General features: G+C 74.6%; 17 protein-coding genes and 1 pseudogene. 6 read left to right on the forward strand and 12 right to left on the reverse strand.

The genetic code is table 11. The annotated features are described in order from the left end of the window. Positions 1-242: 242 nt before the first annotated feature. Positions 243-587 (forward strand): annotated as a pseudogene (locus tag ACZ60W_RS28620) (HAMP domain-containing protein); the annotation flags it as partial. Positions 588-704: 117 nt separating this feature from the next. On the opposite strand, the gene ACZ60W_RS28625 reads toward ACZ60W_RS28620, so the two are convergent. Continuing rightward, a complete protein-coding gene (locus tag ACZ60W_RS28625) occupies positions 705-1,124 on the reverse strand; it encodes an ATP-binding protein (protein ID WP_469758270.1) in 420 nt (139 codons plus the stop codon). 76 nt (positions 1,125-1,200) lie between these two features. Further along, positions 1,201-1,572 (reverse strand): STAS domain-containing protein, encoded by a 372-nt coding sequence (locus tag ACZ60W_RS28630; protein WP_469758271.1) that lies wholly within the window; start codon positions 1,570-1,572, stop codon positions 1,201-1,203. Positions 1,573-1,790: 218 nt separating this feature from the next. Between ACZ60W_RS28630 and ACZ60W_RS28635 the strand changes: the two genes are divergently transcribed. The 3 genes from ACZ60W_RS28635 to ACZ60W_RS28645 all read left to right on the forward strand — a co-directional run bounded on the left by ACZ60W_RS28635 (position 1,791) and on the right by ACZ60W_RS28645 (position 6,227). Then, positions 1,791-2,681 (forward strand): RNA polymerase sigma factor SigF, encoded by an 891-nt coding sequence (locus ACZ60W_RS28635; protein WP_469758272.1) that lies wholly within the window; start codon positions 1,791-1,793, stop codon positions 2,679-2,681. A 193-nt stretch (positions 2,682-2,874) separates the two neighbouring features. Continuing rightward, the gene (locus ACZ60W_RS28640) at positions 2,875-4,074 is read left to right on the forward strand and encodes a DegT/DnrJ/EryC1/StrS family aminotransferase (RefSeq protein WP_469758273.1); all 1,200 of its coding nucleotides are present in this window, start codon (positions 2,875-2,877) and stop codon (positions 4,072-4,074) included. Continuing rightward, the gene (locus ACZ60W_RS28645) at positions 4,071-6,227 is read left to right on the forward strand and encodes a lipopolysaccharide biosynthesis protein (RefSeq protein ID WP_469758274.1); all 2,157 of its coding nucleotides are present in this window, start codon (positions 4,071-4,073) and stop codon (positions 6,225-6,227) included. Before ACZ60W_RS28640 ends, ACZ60W_RS28645 begins: the two co-directional genes overlap by 4 nt. A 10-nt stretch (positions 6,228-6,237) precedes the next feature. Here ACZ60W_RS28645 and ACZ60W_RS28650 read toward each other — a convergent pair whose 3' ends face one another. The 10 genes from ACZ60W_RS28650 to hutU all read right to left on the reverse strand — a co-directional run bounded on the left by ACZ60W_RS28650 (position 6,238) and on the right by hutU (position 18,621). Next, complete coding sequence (locus ACZ60W_RS28650) at positions 6,238-6,630, reverse strand: hypothetical protein (RefSeq protein ID WP_469758275.1); 393 nt, start codon at positions 6,628-6,630, stop codon at positions 6,238-6,240. Positions 6,631-6,662: 32 nt separating this feature from the next. Next, positions 6,663-8,540 carry a hypothetical protein gene (locus ACZ60W_RS28655; protein ID WP_469758276.1) on the reverse strand — a complete coding sequence of 626 codons (1,878 nt, stop codon included), beginning with the start codon at positions 8,538-8,540 and terminating at the stop codon, positions 6,663-6,665. Between the two features lie 158 nt (positions 8,541-8,698). Beyond that, positions 8,699-9,508: a polysaccharide deacetylase family protein gene (locus tag ACZ60W_RS28660; RefSeq protein ID WP_469758277.1), complete on the reverse strand. Its 810-nt coding sequence runs from the start codon at positions 9,506-9,508 to the stop codon at positions 8,699-8,701. Further along, positions 9,505-10,824, reverse strand: a complete 1,320-nt coding sequence (locus ACZ60W_RS28665; protein WP_469758278.1) for a glycosyltransferase family 2 protein — start codon at positions 10,822-10,824, stop codon at positions 9,505-9,507. The genes ACZ60W_RS28660 and ACZ60W_RS28665 overlap by 4 nt, the downstream gene beginning before the upstream one ends. A gap of 52 nt (positions 10,825-10,876) precedes the next feature. After that, complete coding sequence (locus tag ACZ60W_RS28670; RefSeq protein ID WP_469758279.1) at positions 10,877-11,953, reverse strand: GNAT family N-acetyltransferase; 1,077 nt, start codon at positions 11,951-11,953, stop codon at positions 10,877-10,879. Positions 11,954-12,255: 302 nt separating this feature from the next. Beyond that, positions 12,256-13,047 (reverse strand): hypothetical protein, encoded by a 792-nt coding sequence (locus tag ACZ60W_RS28675; RefSeq protein WP_469758280.1) that lies wholly within the window; start codon positions 13,045-13,047, stop codon positions 12,256-12,258. Positions 13,048-13,107: 60 nt separating this feature from the next. Next, positions 13,108-14,355, reverse strand: coding sequence for an imidazolonepropionase (hutI, locus tag ACZ60W_RS28680; RefSeq protein ID WP_469758281.1), 1,248 nt, complete (start codon positions 14,353-14,355; stop codon positions 13,108-13,110). Between the two features lie 14 nt (positions 14,356-14,369). Beyond that, the gene (locus tag ACZ60W_RS28685) at positions 14,370-15,734 is read right to left on the reverse strand and encodes a formimidoylglutamate deiminase (RefSeq protein ID WP_469758282.1); all 1,365 of its coding nucleotides are present in this window, start codon (positions 15,732-15,734) and stop codon (positions 14,370-14,372) included. Next, the gene (locus ACZ60W_RS28690) at positions 15,725-16,921 is read right to left on the reverse strand and encodes an allantoate amidohydrolase (protein WP_469758319.1); all 1,197 of its coding nucleotides are present in this window, start codon (positions 16,919-16,921) and stop codon (positions 15,725-15,727) included. The genes ACZ60W_RS28685 and ACZ60W_RS28690 overlap by 10 nt, the downstream gene beginning before the upstream one ends. A gap of 17 nt (positions 16,922-16,938) precedes the next feature. Further along, positions 16,939-18,621, reverse strand: coding sequence for a urocanate hydratase (gene hutU, locus ACZ60W_RS28695; protein ID WP_469758283.1), 1,683 nt, complete (start codon positions 18,619-18,621; stop codon positions 16,939-16,941). A gap of 105 nt (positions 18,622-18,726) precedes the next feature. Between hutU and ACZ60W_RS28700 the strand changes: the two genes are divergently transcribed. After that, the gene (locus ACZ60W_RS28700; protein WP_469758284.1) at positions 18,727-20,052 is read left to right on the forward strand and encodes a type III PLP-dependent enzyme domain-containing protein; all 1,326 of its coding nucleotides are present in this window, start codon (positions 18,727-18,729) and stop codon (positions 20,050-20,052) included. Positions 20,053-20,084: 32 nt separating this feature from the next. Continuing rightward, complete coding sequence (locus ACZ60W_RS28705; protein ID WP_469758285.1) at positions 20,085-20,564, forward strand: SRPBCC family protein; 480 nt, start codon at positions 20,085-20,087, stop codon at positions 20,562-20,564. Positions 20,565-20,658: the final 94 nt, after the last annotated feature.

A 20,658-nucleotide genomic window follows, 5' to 3' on the forward strand; every position in this document is an offset into this window, starting at 1 on the left:
GTCAATGTTCCGGCCAGCGTGCGCGGCGTCGGCTACCGGTTGATGGCCGACCGCTGATGGCCCGCCTGCGCCGCTCCGGGCTCAGTCGACACATCATCGTCTCGATGTCGTTGATGGTGATCGGTGTGATCGTGATGATGATCCTGTCGTCATGGTTGCTGTACGCGGTGCTGGTCGAGTTCTTCCCCGGCAGTGCCGAGGAACCGGAAAGCTGGCTGCCGACCGGACCGGAGCTGGCGTGGATGGTTGGGGTGATCCTGACCGGCCTGGCACTGGCCATTGCCGCCTCGTTCCGACTGGCGCATCGCATCCTGTCGCCCTTGAATTCGCTGGTCGACAGCGTGCGCGCGCTCGCGGGCGGCGACCTCGGCGCGCGTGCCAGCGCCGAGGAGAACTCGCCGGGCGAAGTGGCCACCCTGGTTGAAGACTTCAATGCGATGGCGCGCCGCCTGCAGCACATGGAAAGCGAGCGTGCGATGTGGCATGCAGCCATCGCCCATGAACTGCGGACGCCGGTCACCATCCTGCGCGGGCGCCTGCAGGGCCTGGCCGAGGGCGTGTTCCAGCCAGACGAGACGCAGTTCCGCAGCCTGCTTGCACAGGTCGAGGGCCTGTCGCGCCTGATCGAGGATCTGCGCGTGCTGAGCCTGTCCCCCCCCCCCCCCCTCCCCGCGGGGAAACGGGGGGGCTGCCCCCCCCAAGCCCTAGGCGGGAGAGGCGAGTTCGGCCCAGACCGTCTTGCCGGGGGAGCCGGGGGTGCGCTCGATGCCCCAGTCCAGGCAGAGCCGCTGCACGATGAACATGCCGTGGCCGCCGGGGCGGCCCGAGCGGTGCGGGGTGCGCGGCGCGGGCTGGCCGGCGCCGCGGTCGGTGACCTCCAGGCGCAGGACCTCGGAGCGGCGCAGGACACGCAGCCGTTCGGGACCCTCGGCGTGCAGGCAGGCGTTGGTGACGAGCTCGGAGACGACCAGCAGGACGTCCTCGGCGGCGGCCCTGCGGTCGGCGCCGGCGGCGGGCAGCCAGCCCCAGTCCCGCAGCGCCGTCCGCGTGAAGTCGCGGGCGAGCGGCACGGTGCCGCTGGTCTCGCCGAGGGCGAGCGTACGGACGTCGGAATCGTGGTCCATCAGCGCTTCACCTCACCGATTGACGAGACAGGTTGACCAGACGGGTTGACCGGGTGCGACGTGCGGGCCGCGGGGCTCAGTCGGGGAGCGCCGCGGCGAGCGTCTCGTGGACGGTGAAGACCGCCTCCGCGCCCGTGATCTGGAACACCCTGGCCACCGGGGGCCGCATCGCCGCCAGGTGGACACCGCCGCCGGCGGCGTCGGCCCGCAGCCGGGCGCCGAGGAGGACGTTGAGCCCGGTCGAGTCGCAGAACTCCAGGCCCGAGCAGTCGACGACGAGCCGCGTACGGCCCTCGTCCAGCGCGTCGTCCAGGGGGACGCGCAGCAGTTCGGCGGTGTGGTGATCCAGTTCACCCACCGGCGCGAGGAGTTCGGTCGCGCCGTCCACGGTCCTGACCTCGACCCGCAGCCGTGCGGGCTGCGCGCTGCCGATGTGCTGGCGGTCCATGGCCGTGCCTCTTCTCGCTCTCGTGGTGCCGACTGACGTGCCCCGAACCCTACAAGCGGGTGGGCCCTCTGTGCACACAGGGCCCCCACATAAAGGGACGAAACGGATTATTGGCACTTGCAACGATTGCCGTCGAGCAGGTAGGGCTAGAAGGGAACACCCGACACGACCGGCTTCGGAGGCGCCGCAAACCGCAGCAAGAACGACGAAGGAGACCCATGTCACCCCGGCTCGACGCCCCGCGTACCCCCGACGCGCCGTCGGCGACGCACCCCCTCGACCACCTGCCCGCCCTCTCCCCCGAGCTGCCGACCGACCGGCCCCTCGACCGGATCGGCCCGGTCGACGCGCGCGCCCTGTCGAAGCAGCTCTTCGCCCGGCTCGCCGCACTCGAAGAGGGCACCCACGAGTACGCGTACGTCCGCAACACGCTCGTCGAACTCAACCTGGCCCTCGTCCGGTTCGCCGCCGCCCGCTACGGCACGCGCAGCGAACCGATGGAGGACATCGTCCAGGTCGGCACCATCGGCCTCATCAAGGCGATCGACCGCTTCGAACTGACCCGAGGCGTCGAGTTCCCGACCTTCGCGATGCCCACGATCATCGGCGAGATCAAGCGCTTCTTCCGCGACACCTCGTGGTCCGTGCACGTCCCCCGCCGCCTCCAGGAGCTCCGGCTCGACCTCGCCCGCGTCGGCGACGACCTCGCACAGCGCCTCGACCGCGCCCCGACCGTCGCGGAACTGGCCGACGCCCTCGGCATCACCCCCGCCGAGGTCGTCGAGGGCATGACGGCGAGCAACGCCTACACGGCGAGCTCGCTCGACGCCCAGCCCGACGACGAGGAGGGCGGCGGCGGCGAGACCTCCCTGGTCGACCGGCTCGGCTACGAGGACCGCGGCCTCACCGGGATCGAGTACATCGCCTCGCTGAAGCCGATGATCGCCTCGCTGCCCGAGCGCGAGCGGCAGATCCTCTCCTTGCGCTTCGTCTCCGGGCTCACCCAGTCGGAGATCGGCACGGAGCTCGGCATCTCGCAGATGCACGTCTCCCGGCTGCTCTCCCGCACCCTCGCCCGGCTGCGCCGGGGCCTCACTCTGGACGAATGACCTCCACCGGCTCCCCCGAGCCGTCAAAATGGCCCCCGGAAGGGCCCGTTCACGGTCGGCCGACCGCGGACGGGCCCTTCCGCACGACCGGACGCACCCCACCGGACCCGCCGCTTCCGCCCCGCGGCGGGCCCGTGTTGACGTGCCTTCCGGATTGGGCGACATTGAGCCCGGGGTTTCAGGGGGGAATCACATGGTTTCTGCGTACGCGGAACTGGAAGAACGCATGCGCGGCCGGCTCGGGGGCAGGGAGTGCCTCTACGTGCCGTCGTGCCGTCTCGGTCTCTACCTCGCGCTGCGCCACTGGTGCCGGCCCGGCGGCCGGGTGCTGATGTCGCCCGTCAACGACGACGTCATCTTCTTCGTCGCCCTCGCCGCCGGACTGCGCCCGGTGCAGGCGCCCCTCGACCCCCGCGACGGGTCGATCGACACGGAGGCGGTGCCCGAGTCCGTCTGGCGGGGCCTCTCCGCCGTCCTCACCACCAACCTGTACGGGAACCCGGACCCGGCGCCCGAGCTGCGCGCCCGGTGCGACCGGCTCGGCATCCCGCTGATCGAGGACGCGGCCCACGCGATCGGCTCCACCGTCGGAGGACGCCCGGCCGGCACGTACGGCGAGGCGTCGGTGTTCAGCCTCTCCAAGCACACCGCCGCCAAGACCGGCGGCTTCCTCACCCTCGCCGACCCGGCGCTGCGCGGGGAGCTCGCCGCCGCCCGCGACGCGCTGCTGCACCCGACCCGCGCCACCGCCGAACTCGCCCACCTGGTCAGGCCGTACGCCGAGACCGCCGTGCGCGGGCTGCGGCTGGTCACGGCCGCGCGGGCGGCCCTGCGGGCGCTGGGCCTGGAGGAGCGCGAGGAGATCCGGATGCCGCTGCGCGCCGACGAACTGGCGCGGGCCCTGCCCGCCGCCCCCGCGCTCGACCCCTTCCACTCCTGGATACGGGTCGACCTGCACGACTACCGGCTCCGGCCGGGGGCGGGCCGGCTGCGCCGCACCGCCCGCAGGCTGGCACGGCTCGACACCGTCCTCGCCGCGCACCGGGAGGGCACCGAACGGCTCCTGGCCAGCGAGTTCGCGGCACCCGGCGCCGCCGACGAGCCGGCCCAGCCGCTGTTCCGGGTCCCGCTGCTCGTCGCCGACCGGGAGGCCGCGGCCGCCGCGCTCGCCCGGCACCGGATCACCACCGGCTACCTCTACGACCCGCCGCTCGACAGCTACGCGGGCGAGGCGTTCACCGACCCCTCCCCCGCGCCGGAGGCGGCCGCCTGGTTCGCCCGGCACGCCCTGCCCGTCGACCCGCGGCGCGCCGGCGAGGTCCTCGCCGTGCTGCGGACCGCCGGAGTGCACCCCGCCCACCACCCGTCCGCGGCCGTCGGGGGCGCCCGGTGACGGAGACGGTACGGCTGCGGGGCCGGGAGCGGTCCGCGACCGGGGAGGCGGCGGACCCCGTGCCCGGGCCCCCGGACACCGGGAGCGGCCCCGGCGACGGGGACGCGGGCGCGGAGTCGATGTTTCGCAACGCCTACGCCCTGATGCTCTCCACCGGCGTCTCCGCGGCGCTCGGCCTGGGTTTCTGGCTGGTCGCCGCCCGCTACTACTCCGAGGAGGCCGTCGGCCAGGGCTCGGCCGCCATCGCCGCGCAGCGGATGCTCGCCTCCCTCACCGCCACCACCATGATCGGCGCGGTCGTCCGGTACGTGCCCCGCGCCGGCCGCGCCACCGGCCCCCTTGTGCTGCGGCTGTACCTGGTCAGCACCGTGGTCGTCACCGTGGCCTGCGGCGTCTTCCTGCTCACCCTGGACCTGTGGGGGCCGTCGTACGCCCCACTCGGCACCCTGTCCGCCGGGCTGTTCTTCACCGCCTCCTGCGTCGGCTGGGCGCTGCTGACCCTCCAGGACGGGGTCCTCACCGGCCTCAGACGGGCGATCTGGGTCCCCGTCGGCAACGCCGTCTTCTCCCTGGGCAAGCTCGTGCTGCTCGGCGTCCTCGCCGCCGGCCTGCCCCTCCTCGGCGTGTTCGTCTCCTGGTCGGCGGCGATCGCCCTGTCCGTGGTGCCGCTCGCCTGGCTCGTCTTCCGGCGGCTCATCCCCCGGCAGGCCGGCGCGGACCACGACCGCGAGCCGCCCACGCTGCGCGAGATCGGCCGGTTCATGGCCGGGGACTCCGTCGGCGCGCTGTTCAGCCTCGCCATGATCAACCTGCTGCCGGTGATGGTCGCCGTCCGCTTCGACGCCGCCCACAACGCCTTCTTCTACACGGCGTACACCGTCGGCGGCACGATGGAGTTCATGGCCATCAACATGGCCTCCTCGCTCACCGCCCACGCCTCGCACAGCCCCGAGTCGCTCGCCGAGGGGGTCAGGGGGGCGCTGCGCCGCATGGTGCTGCTGCTGGTCCCCGTGGTGCTCTTCCTCGTCGTCCTGGCCCCGGTGCTGCTCACGCCCTTCGGCGAGGAGTACGCCGAGAACGGCACGACCGTCCTGCGGCTCCTGGCCGCCGCCGCCCTGCCCCGGGTCGCGGTCGAGCTGTACATCGGAGTGCTGCGGGTCCAGGGCCGTACGGGCGCGCTCGCCGTCCTCCAGGGCGCGATGTGCGCGCTGGTCCTGGGCAGCGCGGTCCTCCTGCTCGGTCCGTACGGGATCTCCGGCGCGGGATACGCCGTCCTCGGCTCGATGACGCTGGTGGCGGTGGCCTGTGTGCCGGGGCTGCGGGCGGTGCTCGCCGGCCGGGCCCCGGAGGGCCGCCCGGGGGCCGCGGCGCGGGAGGGCGCGACCGACGACTACGGCACGAACTGGGCGCGGGAGAGCGCCTATCTGCGGGGCGCGCACGAGTCGGTGACCCCGGCGTTCGGCATCCCCGTCTTCGTGCCACGGCCGCGTGCCGACGCGCCGGCGGACGGGCCCTCGGCCGTGCGGGCGCCCGCGGCAGCGGCCGTCCCCGCCCCGCCGCCCGCCCCGGCCGCGGGGCGGGGCGCCGCCGACCGGTGGGGGGCCGGGCTGTGGCTGCTGCTGGGCCTCGCGGCGGGCGTCTTCTGGGTCCCGCTGCTCCGCTCCGGCGCGCTGGAGGTGGAGCGGCTCTCCGGGACGGGGCTGCTGACGGCGCTCCCGGTCCCGACGCTCGCCGCCGGGCTGCTGCTCGTCGCCCTCCAGGGCGCCGCCGTGGGCCTGCGGGCCTTCCGTCCGGACTTCGCCGCGGCGGTCCTCCTCGCGACCTTCCTGGCCCTGCACACCGCCCCGCCGCTGCTCGGCCTGCTGCCCGCCGCGGCGGGCGGGCCGGGCGCGGAGCTCCTCGGCGACGGCCTGGCGGGACCGGTGGCCCCGATCCTGCTCCAGGCGGTGTGCCTGGTGCTCGCCGGGATCCTGCTGCGGGTGCTGGGGGCCGGCGACCGGATCACCGCCGGCGTGGTGTGGGTGCTGGTGTGGGCCGGGTGGGCGGGGCAGCAGGGCTTCGCGGCCGCGCCGGTGCCGCTGGTGCTGGGGCTGGGCGGGGCGACGATGGCCGTCTGCGCCTTCCGGGGACTGGCGGCGGGCCGGCGGCGGTAGCGCCCCGTCCTCAGGCGGCGTCGCGTTCCACCGCACCGCGGGTGGCGGCGGGGAGGGGGACGCCCGGGAGGAGCGCGGCGACGGTCACGAAGAGGGCGAGGACCAGCAGGAAGGCCGTGAGGGAGAAGGTCCTGGTCAGGAACAGCGTGGTCGCGGTGAGCGTGGCAACGGAGAGGCTGACGGGCGCGGCGAACGCCAGGGCCTCCAGGCGGGCCCCCGGCCGCAGGCCGGACGGCTGCGGCATCAGCAGGGCGAGCCCCGGTGCGACGGTGACGAAGACGAGGACGGGGATCCAGCGCAGCGGCGAACCGCCGGGGAGGGCGGTCGCGGCGAGCGCGACCCATCCGGAGGCCGCGAGCGCGGCGCGGCGCTGGACGCGCGGGGTCAGGCGTGGCGGGGCCATGGCGTACCTGTTCCTGGGGGTTCGGCGGGCGGTCAGCGGGCGGCGGGCGGGGTGTAGCGCAGGACGGTCCCGTAGGCGTTCTTCATGAGGACCGTGAAGAGCGGAGACTTCTCCAGCGCGGCGCGCAGGCTGTCGTAGCCGCCCTCCGGCAGGTACCCCTCGCCGATGACGGACTCGGCCTGGGTGCGGGTCAGCACGACGTACGCGGGCTGCCCGGCGGGGATGCCGCCGGCCAGGTAACCGGCCGGGTCCTTCAGCATCCGCAGGTTCTCGTCGACCTCCTGCTCGGTGAAGAACCACCGGTCGTAGCGGTCGTAGCGGTAGTACGAGTCCGGGAACGCGCCGGTGGCCGCGATGATCAGCGCGCCCTCGGGGGCCTGGTCGAAGGCGTGCCGGGTGAGCGCGGTCTCGCCGGCCGGGGCGTAGTGCATGCCCTCCTTGCCGTAGTACGAGGGCAGGAACCCGGCGAGCATGACGACGAGGGTGACGGGCAGGGCGACGGCGGTCGCCCGGCGGGCGAGCACGGCGGCGCGGCTCACGGCCCCCGCCGCCGGGACGAGCGCGGCGGCGGCGAAGAAGGCCGCGCCGGGGAGCCCGAAGAGATAGACGCGGAAGATCATCTCGCCGCCGTAGTCGTTGACGGCGAACATCGGCACGGGCGCGGCGGCGGCGAGCAGCAGCGGCAGGGCGCTGCGGACCAGCCGGCGGCGGAGCAGGACGGCCGCGGCGGCCAGGCCGCCGAGCGCGAGGACCATGACGATGTTGGCGCTGCCGACGAGTTCGGGGCCGGGGCCGGTGGGGTCGCCGGCGAAGCCGGGCCGCGAGTTGGCGAGCAGGTCGCCGGCCTTCTCGCGCAGGGTGCCGAGGGTCTCCAGGAAGAGTTCCCGGCCCATCGTCAGGTTCCACACGAGCATGACGGCGCCGGAGACGGCGAGCAGCCCGAGGTTGCGGTAGCGGCGGGTGAGGCAGAGGACGGCCAGGGTCGCGCACAGCATGATGGGGGTCAGCTGGTGCGCGGCGTTGATCGTCGCGATGATCGGCAGGAGGAACAGGACGGCGACCGCGCGCTGCCGGGTGGTGGTGGGCGGCGGCACGGACGAGGCGGCCGGGTCGAGCGTGGACCGGTCGCGGAGGTCGCCGGCCGAGCCGGGCAGCACGAAGTGCCGGACGACGACGGCGAACACGGTGAGGTAGAGCAGGTACGAGAAGCCCTGCGGCGACAGGTAGTCCTGGCCCACCCAGTTCGCCAGCTGGAAGATCCACACGCCGGTCCAGACGAGACGCCAGTCGTCGCTGAAGGTGCGGTAGATCAGGATGAGGACGGGCACGGTCAGCATGCCGAGCGCGACCGGCGCCCAGTTGATGAACGAGGCGGCGGCGTCGACGCCGAAGGCCCGGACGAGGGCCGCGTCGAGGGCGAAGAAGCCCGGCCACTGGTCGTACGCGGACATGCCGCCGGTCAGGGGCCGGCCGGGGTGGACGGTCCCCTCGGTCAGCATCCGGGTGATGATCGCGTCGTGCTTGGACGCCCAGGCGTAGCGGACGGTGTCGTAGAGGATCGCGGGCGGCGCCTTGAGGGCGACGAGCATCGCCGCGCAGTACGTCGCGGGCCAGAGCGGGGCGGTGCCCGCCCGGCGCAGGGTGAGGACGAAGCCGAAGGTCAGGACCGCGAGCGCGGCGTAGAAGGCGATCGGGAAGCGGTCGAGCAGCCCGAACTGGTCCATGTCGCGGAAGTCGATGCGGGGCAGCGCCCAGAGCCAGAGCCCGGCGGCCACGGCCAGCGGCACGACGTTGTGGGTGACGGGCGAGCGGAGGAGGCCGGCGAGGTCGGGACGGCCGCGGCCCGCGGCCCCGCCCTCCGTCTCCCCGCCCGCCGGACCGGGCCGCGACGGAACGCCGCTCCCGGTCACCGGTGTTGGCACATGGTGCTGCACGACGCCACTCCCCCCACGAACTGTCCCTTCGGCGAAGTACAGGAAGGTACTTCGGTTTTGTACGGCCGATCAACTCCCGGACGGCCCCGGAACGTTGTCGTCCGCCGGTGCGCGGCGGCCCCGCCGGCCCGCGGTCAGCCCGCGAACTCGGGCCCCTTGACCAGGGCGCGGGCCCTGCGGTACATCCGCCAGCCCACGGTGGGCAGCGAGTCCGGGTAGGGCGCGGACTTCGCCCCGTGCCCCTCCATCCACTGCTCGACGTCGGCGACGGTGTGGCCACGGCGCAGGATGAGCCGGGCGATGCGGAAGACCTCGTCGGTCCCGGAGCTCAGCGCGTGCCGGACGGCGACGGCCGAGGTGTACCCGGCGGCCGCGGCCGCCCGGCGGACCGCCGGGCTGTTGTACCCGTGGGGATAGGCGAGGTGCCGGACCTCGTGGCCGAGGACGTCCTCCAGGACCGCCCTGGCCTCGCGCAGCTCACGGCGCAGGGCGCCCGGCGCCAGGGTGTCGAGCTGGGGGTGGGTGACGGTGTGGGCGCCGATCTCCATGCCGTACTGCTCCAGGCGCGGCGCCTGCGCCAGCGTCATCATCGGCGCGGGCGGCAGCAGGCAGGGGCGGCCGGGGGTGAGGGCGCCGGTGGTGAGGTAGGCGGTCGCCGGGAGCCGGCGGGCGGCGAGGGCCTCGGCCGTCGGCCCGACGAGGTCGGCGAAGCCGTCGTCGAAGGTGAGCACGACGGGGCGGGGCGGCAGCGGGGTGCCGGCGGTGACGTGCGCGGCGAGCTCGCCGACGGTCACCGCGGTCCGGCCGCTGGCGACGACCGCGTCCAGCTGGGCGGCGAACTCCTTCGGCGAGACGGTGAACTCGGCGATCCACTCCGGGGGGTCCTCCATCACGGCGTGGTAGAGGAGGACGGGTATCCGGGCGTGGACGGGGGCTCCGCTCATCGGGCGTTCCTCCCCCGCCGCGCCCGGGCGCGGGCCTGCGCGTATCCGATCGGGCCGAACAGCATGCCGCGTCGCTCCAGCCGGGAGAGGCCGCGAGGCCAGGGATGGTGGTGGGTGCCGTGCTCGCCCGGGACCCCGCCGTCGGGGTTCTCCCCGCGCTGCGCCGTCATCGTCCGGGCGTGGGCGAGGCCGCGCGGGAGCCGGGCGAGCAGCGCGGGCAGCAGGCGGGGGCGGCGCACCAGCGTCGCCGTGAGGTAGGCCGTGAGGCCCGCGCCGTAGCCGTACGCCTGGTTCCGCAGGTCCTGCCAGGTGTCGCGGTGGTGGTGCCAGACGAGGGCCTCGGCGGTGTAGCGGAGCCGGAAGCCGGCGGAGAGGACCGCGACGAACGCGTACAGGTCGTCGCCGCCCCTGGCCGCGGTCCCGGTGCCGGTCGCCGGGTCGAAGCCGCCGGCCTCGCGCAGGGCCGAGGCCCGGAACGCCATGTTCGCGCCCGATCCGAAGCTGCCCGCCGTGAACGGGAACAGCGGCTCGTCGGCGGGCGGTTCGGCGGGGTCGTAGACGCGGGGCGCGAACCCCTTGGCGAAGCCCCCGTGCGACTCCAGCAGGATCTGGGCCGGGGTGCGCAGGCGGGCGGGCAGGATGAGGCCGGTGACGCAGCCGAGTCCGGGGTCGGCGGCGAACGGCTCGGTCAGGGCGGTCAGCCAGTGCGGGTCGGCGATCACGTCGTCGTCGGTGAAGGCGACGACGGTGCCGTCGGCGGCGGCCAGCCCGGCGTTGTGGGCGACGGCGAGGCCGGGGGTGTCCTCGCGCACGTACCGGACGCGGCCCGCGTACGCCCCGGTGACCAGGTCGTGGGTGCCGGTGGTGCGCGGCGCGTTGTCCACCACGATCAGCTCGTGGTCGGGATGGTCCTGGGCGAGCAGCGAGTCGAGCGCGCGGGCCAGCTGCTCGGGGCGCTCGCGGGTGGCGACGACGACCGAGGCGCGGGGCGGGACGGCGGCGGGCCGGCTCCGGTCCAGGAGGTCGGGGCGGGCGAGCGGCCGGGCGGCGGCCAGCCGCTCGGCGTCCGTCCGCGGGCCCGCCTCGGCGAGCCGGCGCCGGGCGGGGCCGGCGAGCACCTCGGCCGGGTCCTCCCCCTCGGCCACGGCGGCGACCACGGTGGCCGCGGGCCGGCCCCGGAGCCGTACCAGCGCGTACACCTCGCCCGGTTCGACCGGCGGCCCCCCGGGCGCCGGGCGGAACGCCAGGACGGGCCCCTCGGGCGAGTCGAGGTCGAGCTCGGCGACGGATATCGGCCGGGGTGCAGGGCTGTTCATCGGGGATCCCCCACGGAGGTACGACGGACGAGGGCGGGGCGGGGGCAGGGCGTCAACGGTTGCCCCGCAGGCGGGCCACGCCGTTGAGGGCGGCGCGGCCGCGGGCGGCGAGGGCAGGCCGTTCACGGACGAACCCGACGGCGCGGCGGGGCGGTTCGCGGCGCACCCAGTGCAGGGCGGCGCGGACGCCCGGGCGGACGGCGGTGCCCTCGTGCACCCTCAGTTCGCCCGTCTTCAGCGAGTCCTTGTACTCGGCGGCCCCGCGCCCCAGGTCGAGGAGGGTGATCCCGGCGGCCGCCGCGCCCTCCGCCATCCGCAGGTGGAGCACCAGACCGGGCGAGTACTTCGCGAACTCCGGGTCGTAGGAGGGGAACCAGCAGGCGAGGACGGAGCGGGAGCGCAGGCCGAAGTGGGCGGCGATCGGGCGGTCCCCGACGTACAGCACGGAGAGCACCCCGGAGCAGCCGGGCGCGCGCTGCCGGTGGAGGCGGCGGACGAGGGCGCTGATCCACTCCTTGGCGAAGCGGTCGCCGCGGCCGGTCCTGCGGTACTGGGCGGACTTCCACTCCATGAGGGTGCGCAGGGCGGCGGGATCGCGCTCGTCGAAGACGAACCGGACGTCGTCGTCGGAACTGCGGCCGAGCTTGCGCTCCTTGGCGAGGGTGGTCTTGAGGAACTTCGGCGACCGGACGCGCAGCAGCGCCTCGTAGGCCGCGTACCCCTCGCCGACGTCGATGACGGGCGAGGCGAAGGACTCGGACGCGGTGCCCTCGAAGACCGGCTGGCCGTCCTCCAGGTTGTCGAAGTCCCAGACGGCGAGCCCGCAGGCGCGCAGAACGGCGCGCGGGGCCGGCCGCAGCCCGGGCCGCAGGACGGCGCCCTGGCTGTCGGAGACGCCGAAGCCGATCGCCCGCCCCATCCCGAACGGCCCCTTCTCGTACGGGAAGAAGCCCACCGGCTCGTCGTCCTCGCACCAGACGGCGACCCGGGTGCCGGGCCGCACCTCGGCGACGGCGCGGGTGAACTCCGGTTCCATGAAGGGGTTCGCGGGCGCACCGGAGGTGATGCGCAGCGCGCGCCACGCCTCGATCTCGTGGTCGGTCAGCTCCCCGGGCCTCACGATCCGCATGCGAAAAGCGCTCACCTTACCGACCCCCCGGCCTTCCCCCCTGAGTGCTGCCAGGACAGGACGGTACCCGTCCGCAACCGGAGGGGGCACGCATACCCCGTCTTCCGTGCCCGGCATGTGAGGGAACGGGCCGGGCGGTGCGGGACGGCCGGGCGACTGCTCACCCGTCCATCCTCCCGCAGCCGTCCGCCGCCCGCACCCGGCGCGGTCGGTCACCGGAGGCCGGCCGGATGCCGAGGGCGGATGCCGAGGGCGGCGGAGACGGTGCCCGCAGGGGTGGCCGGCGCGCCCCGGGCGGGCGCTCAGGCGCGGCGGCGCACGTCCGTGCAGGCGACCTCGGGGGAGGCGCCGTAGGGGTCGAAGGTGGTGCGGGTGCCGTCGAAGGAGCCGGTGAGGCACAGCTGCCCCATGAAGCGGAGGTCGAGGGTGAAGACGACCGCGCCGCCCTTCTCGCGGGGGCCGTCGAGGCGGTGGTCGACGTCGTACCCGAGGCCGTGGAGGGCCTTCCCGACGGCGGCCGGGTCCGCCGGGGTCCGGCCGTCGAGCGCCTTGGCGATCCGGGCTCCGTGGCGGCCCGCCGCGCACTTCTCCACCTCGCTCAGCCCGGCTTCCTGACGGGCGCGCTCGAAGTCCCAGGACGGGCCGGTCCCGGGGGCCGGGTCGTCGATCGGGACGGGGACGTCGGACGGGCCGCCGGCCGGCGGCGGGAGCGGGGCGCCCGGGTCCCTCGCCGGCTCACCCGACTCGCCGAGGGGTGCGTCCGGCAGGGGCGGCGGCACGGAGGCCGGGCCGCCCGTGCACGGTTCGGCGACGGTGAGGGCGAGCTGCATCATCCGGAGCTCGGCGGCCTGCTGCGCGGGGGTGAGGCGGGGGTCGTCGGCGGGGTCGGTGCGCGGGGCGGTGGGCGTCGCGGCGGGGACGGGCGCCGTGGGGCTCGCGGTGGGGTCACCCACCTGCGCGGCCGCCGCCCCGGAGCGTGCCGGGGCGGCCTTGCCGGCCTCCGTCGTGCCGCAGGCGGTCAGGGCGAGGGCGCACAGGGCGGCCAGCGCGAGGCCGCTGCCGATTCGGGTGTTCCGCGGGGGCGTCGAGGTCATGATCGAAGTCTCGGCGAGGGCGCCGGGCCCCCGCCTGAGTACCCCTACTCAACCGTGTGCTCAGACCACCCGTGCGCCTCCGCGCCAGACCTCGTGGACCAGCGGGACGCCGGGACGGTAGGCCAGGTGGACGGCGGAGGGGGCGTCGAGGACGGCGAGGTCGGCGCGCGCCCCGGGGGCGAGGCGGCCGACGTCGGTGCGGCGCAGGGCCGCGGCGCCGCCGGCGGTGGCCGCCCAGAGGGCCTCGTCGGGTGTCATCCCCATGTCCCGCACCGCGAGGGCGATGCAGAAGGGGACGGAGGAGGTGAAGGAGGAGCCGGGGTTGCAGTCGGTCGACAGGGCGACGGTGACGCCCGCGTCCAGCAGGCGGCGGGCGTTCGGCCACTCGGCGCGGGTGGAGAACTCCGCCCCGGGCAGCAGGGTGGCGACCGTGTTCCCGGAGGCGAGCGCGTCCACGTCCGCGTCCGTCAGGTGGGTGCAGTGGTCGGCGCTCGCCGCGTCCAGTTCCACCGCCAGCAGGACGCCGGGGCCGTAGGTGAGCTGGTTGGCGTGCACCCGAGGGTGGAGGCCCTTCGCCTTGCCCGCGGTGAGGATCGCGCGGGCCTGGTCGCCGTCGAAGGCGCCCTTCTCGCAGAAGACGTCCACCCAGCGGGCGTACGGGGCGCAGGCGTCGAGCATCTCGCCCGTCACCAGCTCCACGTAGGCCGCCGGGTCGTCGGCGTGGTCCGGCGGGACGATGTGCGCGCCGAGGTAGGTGACCTCGTCGGTGTGCCGGGCCGCGATGCGCAGGGCGCGGGCCTCGTCCTCGACCGTCAGGCCGTAGCCGGACTTGGTCTCGAAGGTGGTGGTGCCCTGGCGGAGGGCCTCGTGGAGGTAGCGGGCCACGTTCGCGGAGAGCTGTTCGTCCGAGGCCGCCCGGGTCGCCGCGACGGTGGTGCGGATGCCGCCCGCCTTGTACGGCTGTCCCGACATGCGGGCGTTGAACTCGGCGGTGCGGTCGCCGGCGAAGACCAGGTGCGAGTGGGAGTCGACGAAGCCGGGGATCACGGCCCGGCCGCCGGCGTCGATCCGGTTGTCAGTGGCGGGTGCTTTGCTGGATTCACCTACCCAGACGACACGGTCGCCGTCGATGACGACGGCCGCGTCCTGGATCAGGCCGAGAGGGGTTCCATCACCGCAGGAGGGGTCGTTGGTGACGAGACTGGCGATGTTGACGATGGCGGTGGCGGTCGTCGCCACGGCGCTGTTCGCGCTCGTGGGGGCGGAGTGCGCCGCCGTGCTGTTCGTCGCCTCGGGGCCGGTGTTCATGGGGGGTCTCTCCTTCAGCCGCGCAGCGCGGCGATCGAGTCCGCGAGGGCGTGGGCCGCGTCCGGGACGGCCGCGTGGAGCCCGTCCCGCACGACGTGACGTCCGCCCACGATCGTGTGCCGCACGTCCGCGGCCGACGCTGCGAATACCGCCGTCTCGGCTGCCAGACGCGGTGCCGGTCCCGCTGTCCTGACCGAGTCGAGCGCGAGCGTCGTGAAGTCGGCGAGGGCGCCCGGCTCCAGGCTTCCGGCGTCCGCCCAGCCGAGGGCGGCGTGACCGTCGGCGGTGGCCGCGCGGAGCAGTGCCGCCGCCGTCCAGTGGCCCCGGGTGCGGGTGCGGAGGCGTTCGTTCAGTTCCATCGCGCGCGCCTCCTCCAGGAGGTCGATCACCGCGTGGCTGTCGCTGCCGAGCGACAGCGGGGAGCCGGCCTGCTGGAGGGCGACGGCGGGGCCGATGCCGTCGGCCAGGTCCCGTTCCGTCGTGGGGCACATGCACGTGCCGGTGGACGTCGAGCCGATGAGGGCGATGTCGGCGCCCGTCATGTGCGTGTTGTGGACGCCCGTGGTCCGGTGGTCGAGCACGCCGTGGTCGGCGAGGAGCTGGGTGGGCGTGCGGCCGTGGGCGGCCAGGCAGGCGTCGTTCTCGGCGGTCTGCTCGGAGAGGTGGACGTGGAGGGGCGCCTGCCGGTCCTGGGCCCAGCGGGCCACCGTGGACAGCTGGTCGGCGGGGACCGCGCGCACGGAGTGGATGGCCGCCCCGATCCGCACGCCGTCGCGCTCCTTGAGGCCGCTCGCCCGCTCGGCCCAGGCGTCGGCCGTGCCGTCGGAGAAGCGGAGCTGGTGGCGGTCGGGCGCGGCGCCGAAGCCCGACGAGAGGTACGCCGTGTCGAGGAGGGTGATGCGGATGCCGGCCTCGCCGGCGGCGGCGATCAGGGCCTCGCCCATGGCGTTGGGGTCGGCGTACGGGGTGCCGCCGGGCGCGTGGTGGAGGTAGTGGAATTCTCCGACGGCCGTGATGCCCGCGAGCGCCATCTCCGCGTACACGGCGCGGGCGAGGGCGAAGTAGCTGTCGGGGGTGAGCCGCTGGGCCACGTTGTACATGACCTCGCGCCAGGTCCAGAACGTGCCGGAGCCGACCTGGACCGTGCCGCGCAGGGCCCGGTGGAAGGCGTGCGAGTGGGCGTTGGCGAGGCCGGGGATCGTCAGGCCGCGCAGGACGACGGCGCCCGGCGGGGGCGCGTCCACTCCCGTGCGCACGGCGTCGACGCGGCCGTCCGGGAAGCCCGCGGCGGGGTCGCCGGTGGACACGGTCAGGGCCACGCCCGGCTCGACGTTGGTGCCGAGCCAGGCGTGTTCCAGCCAGTACGTCGTCAGCGGCACGCCAGCTCCTCCAGTACGTCGGCGAGTGCGAGGACACCGGCCACGCAGTCGTCCTCGGCCGCGGATTCGGCCGGGGAGTGCGAGACGCCGGTGGGGTTCCGTACGAACAGCATGGCGGTCGGGATCGACTCGGACAGGATGCCCGCGTCGTGGCCGGCGCCGGTGCCGAGGACGGGGACCTCGCCCGAGGTCCCGAGGATCCGGGACAGCTCGTCGCGCAGGGCGTGCGAGAAGTCCACGACCGGGGTGAAGGACTCCCGGACGACGGTGAGGTCGATGCCGTGGCGGTCGGCGAAGGCGCGGGCCTCCGCCTCGATGCCGTGGACGACCTTGTCCAGGGCGCCCTGGTCGGCGGCGCGGGCGTCGAGCCAGCCGCGGACCAGGGACGGGATGGCGTTGACGCCGTTCGGCTCGACCGCGATCTTGCCGAAGGTGGCGACGGCGCCCGCGAGTTCGGCCTCGCGGCGGGCGGCGAGGACCGTCTCCGCGTAGGTGAGCATCGGGTCGCGCCGGTCGACGAGGCGGGTGGTGCCGGCGTGGTTGGCCTCGCCCGCGAAGTCGTACCGCCAGCGGCCGTGCGGCCAGATGGCGGAGGCGATGCCGACCGGGTCGCCGGAGAGGTCCAGGGCCCGGCCCTGCTCGACGTGGAGTTCGACGAAGGCGCCGACGCGGGCGAGCCGCTCGGGGTCGGGACCGATCGCCTCGGGGTCGTACCCGGCCGCCTCCATGGCCTGCGGGAGGGTGACGCCGTCGGCGTCGCGGAGTGCGTACGCCTGCTCCTTCGTCAGCCGGCCGGCGGTGAGCCGGGAGCCGACGCAGGCGAGGCCGAAGCGGGCGCCCTCCTCGTCGCCGAAGTTGACGATGGCGAGGGGCCGCCGGAAGGAGACGCCGCGGGAGCGGAGTTCGTCGAGGGCGGCGAAGGCGGACACGACGCCGAGGGGGCCGTCGAAGGCGCCGCCGTCGGGGACGGAGTCCAGGTGCGAGCCGGTGACGACGGCGTCGCCGGCCGTGGGGTCGCCGAGCCAGGCCCACTGGTTGCCGTTGCGGTCGGTCTCGACGTCCAGGCGGCGGGCCTCGGCCTGCATCCGGAACCAGAGCCGGCAGTCGGCGTCGGCCTCGGTCCAGGCGTAGCGGCGGTAGCCGCCCGAGGCGGCGCTGCGGCCGAGGGGCCGCAGCGACCGCCACATGGCGTGGAAGCTGTCGCTCACGCGGAGTCACCCTCGGCGGCCTGGTCGCCCTCGCGCATCGGGACGCGGACGCCCTTCTCGTCGGCGACGCGCTCGGCGATGTCGTAGCCCGCGTCGACGTGGCGGATGACGCCCATGCCGGGGTCGTTGGTGAGCACGCGGCGGATCTTCTCGCCGGCGAGCTTGGTGCCGTCGGCGACGGAGACCTGGCCGGCGTGGATGGAGCGGCCCATGCCGACGCCGCCGCCGTGGTGGATGGAGACCCAGGAGGCGCCGGAGGCGACGTTGACCATGGCGTTCAGCAGCGGCCAGTCCGCGATCGCGTCGGAGCCGTCGAGCATGGCCTCGGTCTCGCGGTACGGGGAGGCGACGGAGCCGCAGTCCAGGTGGTCGCGGCCGATCGCGAGGGGGGCGGCGAGGGTGCCGTTGCCGACCATGTCGTTGAACATGTCGCCGGCCTTGTCGCGCTCGCCCTGGCCGAGCCAGCAGATGCGGGCGGGCAGGCCCTGGAAGTGGACGCGCTCGCCGGCCATCTTGATCCAGCGGTGCAGGGACTCGTTCTCCGGGAAGAGGTCCAGGATCGCCTTGTCCGTCTTGTGGATGTCCGAGGCCTCGCCGGAGAGGGCGGCCCAGCGGAACGGTCCCTTGCCCTCGCAGAACAGCGGGCGGATGTAGGCGGGGACGAAGCCGGGGAAGGCGAAGGCACGGTCGTAGCCCGCGAGCTGGGCCTCGCCGCGGATGGAGTTGCCGTAGTCGAAGACCTCGGCGCCGGCGTCCATGAAGCCGACCATGGCCTCGACGTGCCGGGCCATCGACTCGCGCGAGCGCCGGGTGAAGCCGGTCGGGTCCTTCGCCGCCGCGTCGGCCATGTCGTCGAAGGCGACGCCGATCGGGAGGTAGGACAGCGGGTCGTGGGCGGAGGTCTGGTCGGTCACGATGTCGATCGGGGCGCCCTCGGCGAGCATCTGCGGGAGCAGTTCGGCGGCGTTGCCGAGGAGGCCGATGGAGAGCGGGCGGCGGGCGTCGCGCGCTTCGGTGGCGAGCCGGAGGGCGTGGGCGAGGTCGTCGGCCTTCACGTCCAGGTAGCGGTGCTCGATGCGGCGCTCGATGGCGCGCGGGTCGACATCGACGCAGATCGCGACGCCGTCGTTCATGGTCACGGCGAGGGGCTGGGCGCCGCCCATGCCGCCGAGGCCGGCGGTGAGGGTGATGGTGCCGGCCAGGGTGCCGCCGAACTTCTTGGCCGCGACGGCGGCGAAGGTCTCGTAGGTGCCCTGGAGGATGCCCTGGGTGCCGATGTAGATCCAGGAGCCGGCGGTCATCTGGCCGTACATGGTGAGGCCGAGGTGCTCCAGGCGCCGGAACTCCTCCCAGTTCGCCCAGTCGCCGACCAGGTTGGAGTTGGCGAGGAGGACGCGGGGGGCCCACTCGTGGGTCTGCATGACGCCGACGGGGCGGCCGGACTGGACGAGCATCGTCTCGTCCTGCTTGAGGGTGCGCAGGGTGCGGACCATGGCGTCGAAGGAGCGCCAGTCGCGGGCGGCCTTGCCGGTGCCGCCGTAGACGACGAGCTTGTCGGGGTGCTCGGCGACCTCGGGGTCGAGGTTGTTCTGGAGCATCCGGAGGGCGGCTTCCTGCTGCCATCCCAGGGCGCTCAGTTCCGTACCGCGCGCTGCTCGTACGGGGCGGGGTCCTGACATGGCGGTGCCTCCTCGAATGTCGTACAGATATTCACATCCTGACGCGCTGAATAGTTGTAGTCAACAGGGCCGCCCTCACCCGTACCGGTGACGCGATGGACGAGGATGGGCCACATGGCCTCCTCCCGCCGAGATCTCGCCGTCCGAGCCTCCGTCGACCAAGGACTCCTCTCCCCCGCCGAACCGGTCGTCGCCCTGCTCGACACCGCCGGCATCCGCGCCTCCGCCGCCGCCCTGACCACCGCTTTCGCCGCCGTCACCGACGCCCCCGTCCTGCACGCCTTCGCCGTGAAGGCCGCCCCGCTCGTGCCCGTCCTGCGCCTGCTGCGCGAGGCCGGCCTCGGCGTCGAGGTCGCCGGCCCCGGCGAGCTGGCCCTCGCCCGGGCAGCCGGGATCCCGCCCGCCCACACCGTGCTCGACTCCCCCGCGAAGACCCCGGCCGAGCTCCGCCAGGCCCTCGCGCTCGGGATCGCCGTCAACGCCGACAACCTCCAGGAGCTGGCCAGGCTCGACGCGCTCGTCGCCGCCGCGCCCACCGCCTCACCCCTCGGACTCCGGGTGAACCCGCAGGTCGGAGCCGGTTCCATCGGCGCCCTGTCCACCGCGACCGCCACCTCGAAGTTCGGTGTGGCGCTCCGCGACGAGGGCGCGCGCAAGGCCGTCGTCCACGCCTTCCTGGAACGGCCCTGGCTGACCCGGCTGCACATCCACACCGGCTCCCAGGGCGTTCCGCTCGCCCTGATGGCACAGGGCGTCGGCGAGACCTACGCGCTCGCCGAGGAGATCAACCGCACGGCCGGCCGGCAGCAGGTCGACACCGTCGACATCGGCGGCGGCCTGCCCGTCGACTTCACCTCGGACGAGGAGACGCCGACGTTCGCGGAGTACGCCCGGCTGCTCGCCGACACCGTCCCGGGCCTCTTCGACGGCCGCTACCGGCTGGTCACCGAGTTCGGCCGCTCCCTCCTCGCCAAGCACGGCACGGTCCTCGCCCGGGTGGAGTACACGAAGACCTCGGGCGGCCGCCCCATCGCGGTCACCCACGCGGGCGTGCAGCTCGCCACCCGTACGGTCTACGCCCCCGCCTCCTGGCCGCTGCGCGTCCTCGCCTACGACGCCGAGGGCCGCCCCCGCACCGGCGAGGAGACCGTCCAGGACGTGGCGGGGCCCGCCTGCTTCGCCGGCGACCTGCTGGCCGCCGGGCGCGCGCTGCCGCTGCTGCGCCCGGGCGACGTCGTGGCCGTCCCGGACACCGGCGCGTACTACTTCGCCCACCACTACGCGTACAACAGCCTGCCCCGGCCCGGCATCCACGGCTTCACGGTGGCCGACGACGGGGCGGTGACCTTCACGGCCGTCCGCAGGGCGCAGACCCTCGAGGAGATCGTCGCGGAGGGCGGCGGGGCGGAGGCGGACGCGCTCGTCCGGTAGCGGGGGCCCGGCGGCCCGGCTTCCATGGAGCCATGACCGCTACGGATCCGGACACCACCTCCGTCGTCGTCGAGCGCCGCGTCGCCGCCTCCTCCGGCCGGGTCTGGGAGGCGATCACCGACCTGAAGGACCTTCCCCGGGTCCTGACCGGCGTCGAGAAGGTGGAGGTGCTCACCGAGGGCGTCTTCGGCGTGGGCACCCGCTGGCGCGAGACCCGGCGCATGCTGGGCAAGGAGGCCACGGAGGAGATGACCGTGACCGAGTGCGAGGCCCCCGACCGGTACGTCACGGTGGCCGACTCGCACGGCATGCACTACGTCTCCGCACTCACCCTGACCCCGGACGGCAGCGGGGGCACCACGCTGCGGATGGCCTTCTCGGCGCGGCCCGCCCAGGGGCGCACCCCCGGCCTGGTCGCGCGGCTGCTCGCCCGCTTCGGCGCCAAGGCCGTCGCCAAGGCTCTGGCCAAGGACCTGTCCGACATCGCGAACGCCGTCGAATCGCGCATCTGACCGACGCGCAGATCAATTTCCGTCAGACACAGGCATGTTCCGATGGAAAATGCCAGAACACCTCCCCAGAGCCGGAACGTTGAGTAGCGTCTCC

It is taken from the genome of Streptomyces sp. NPDC104202, assembly GCF_055584185.1.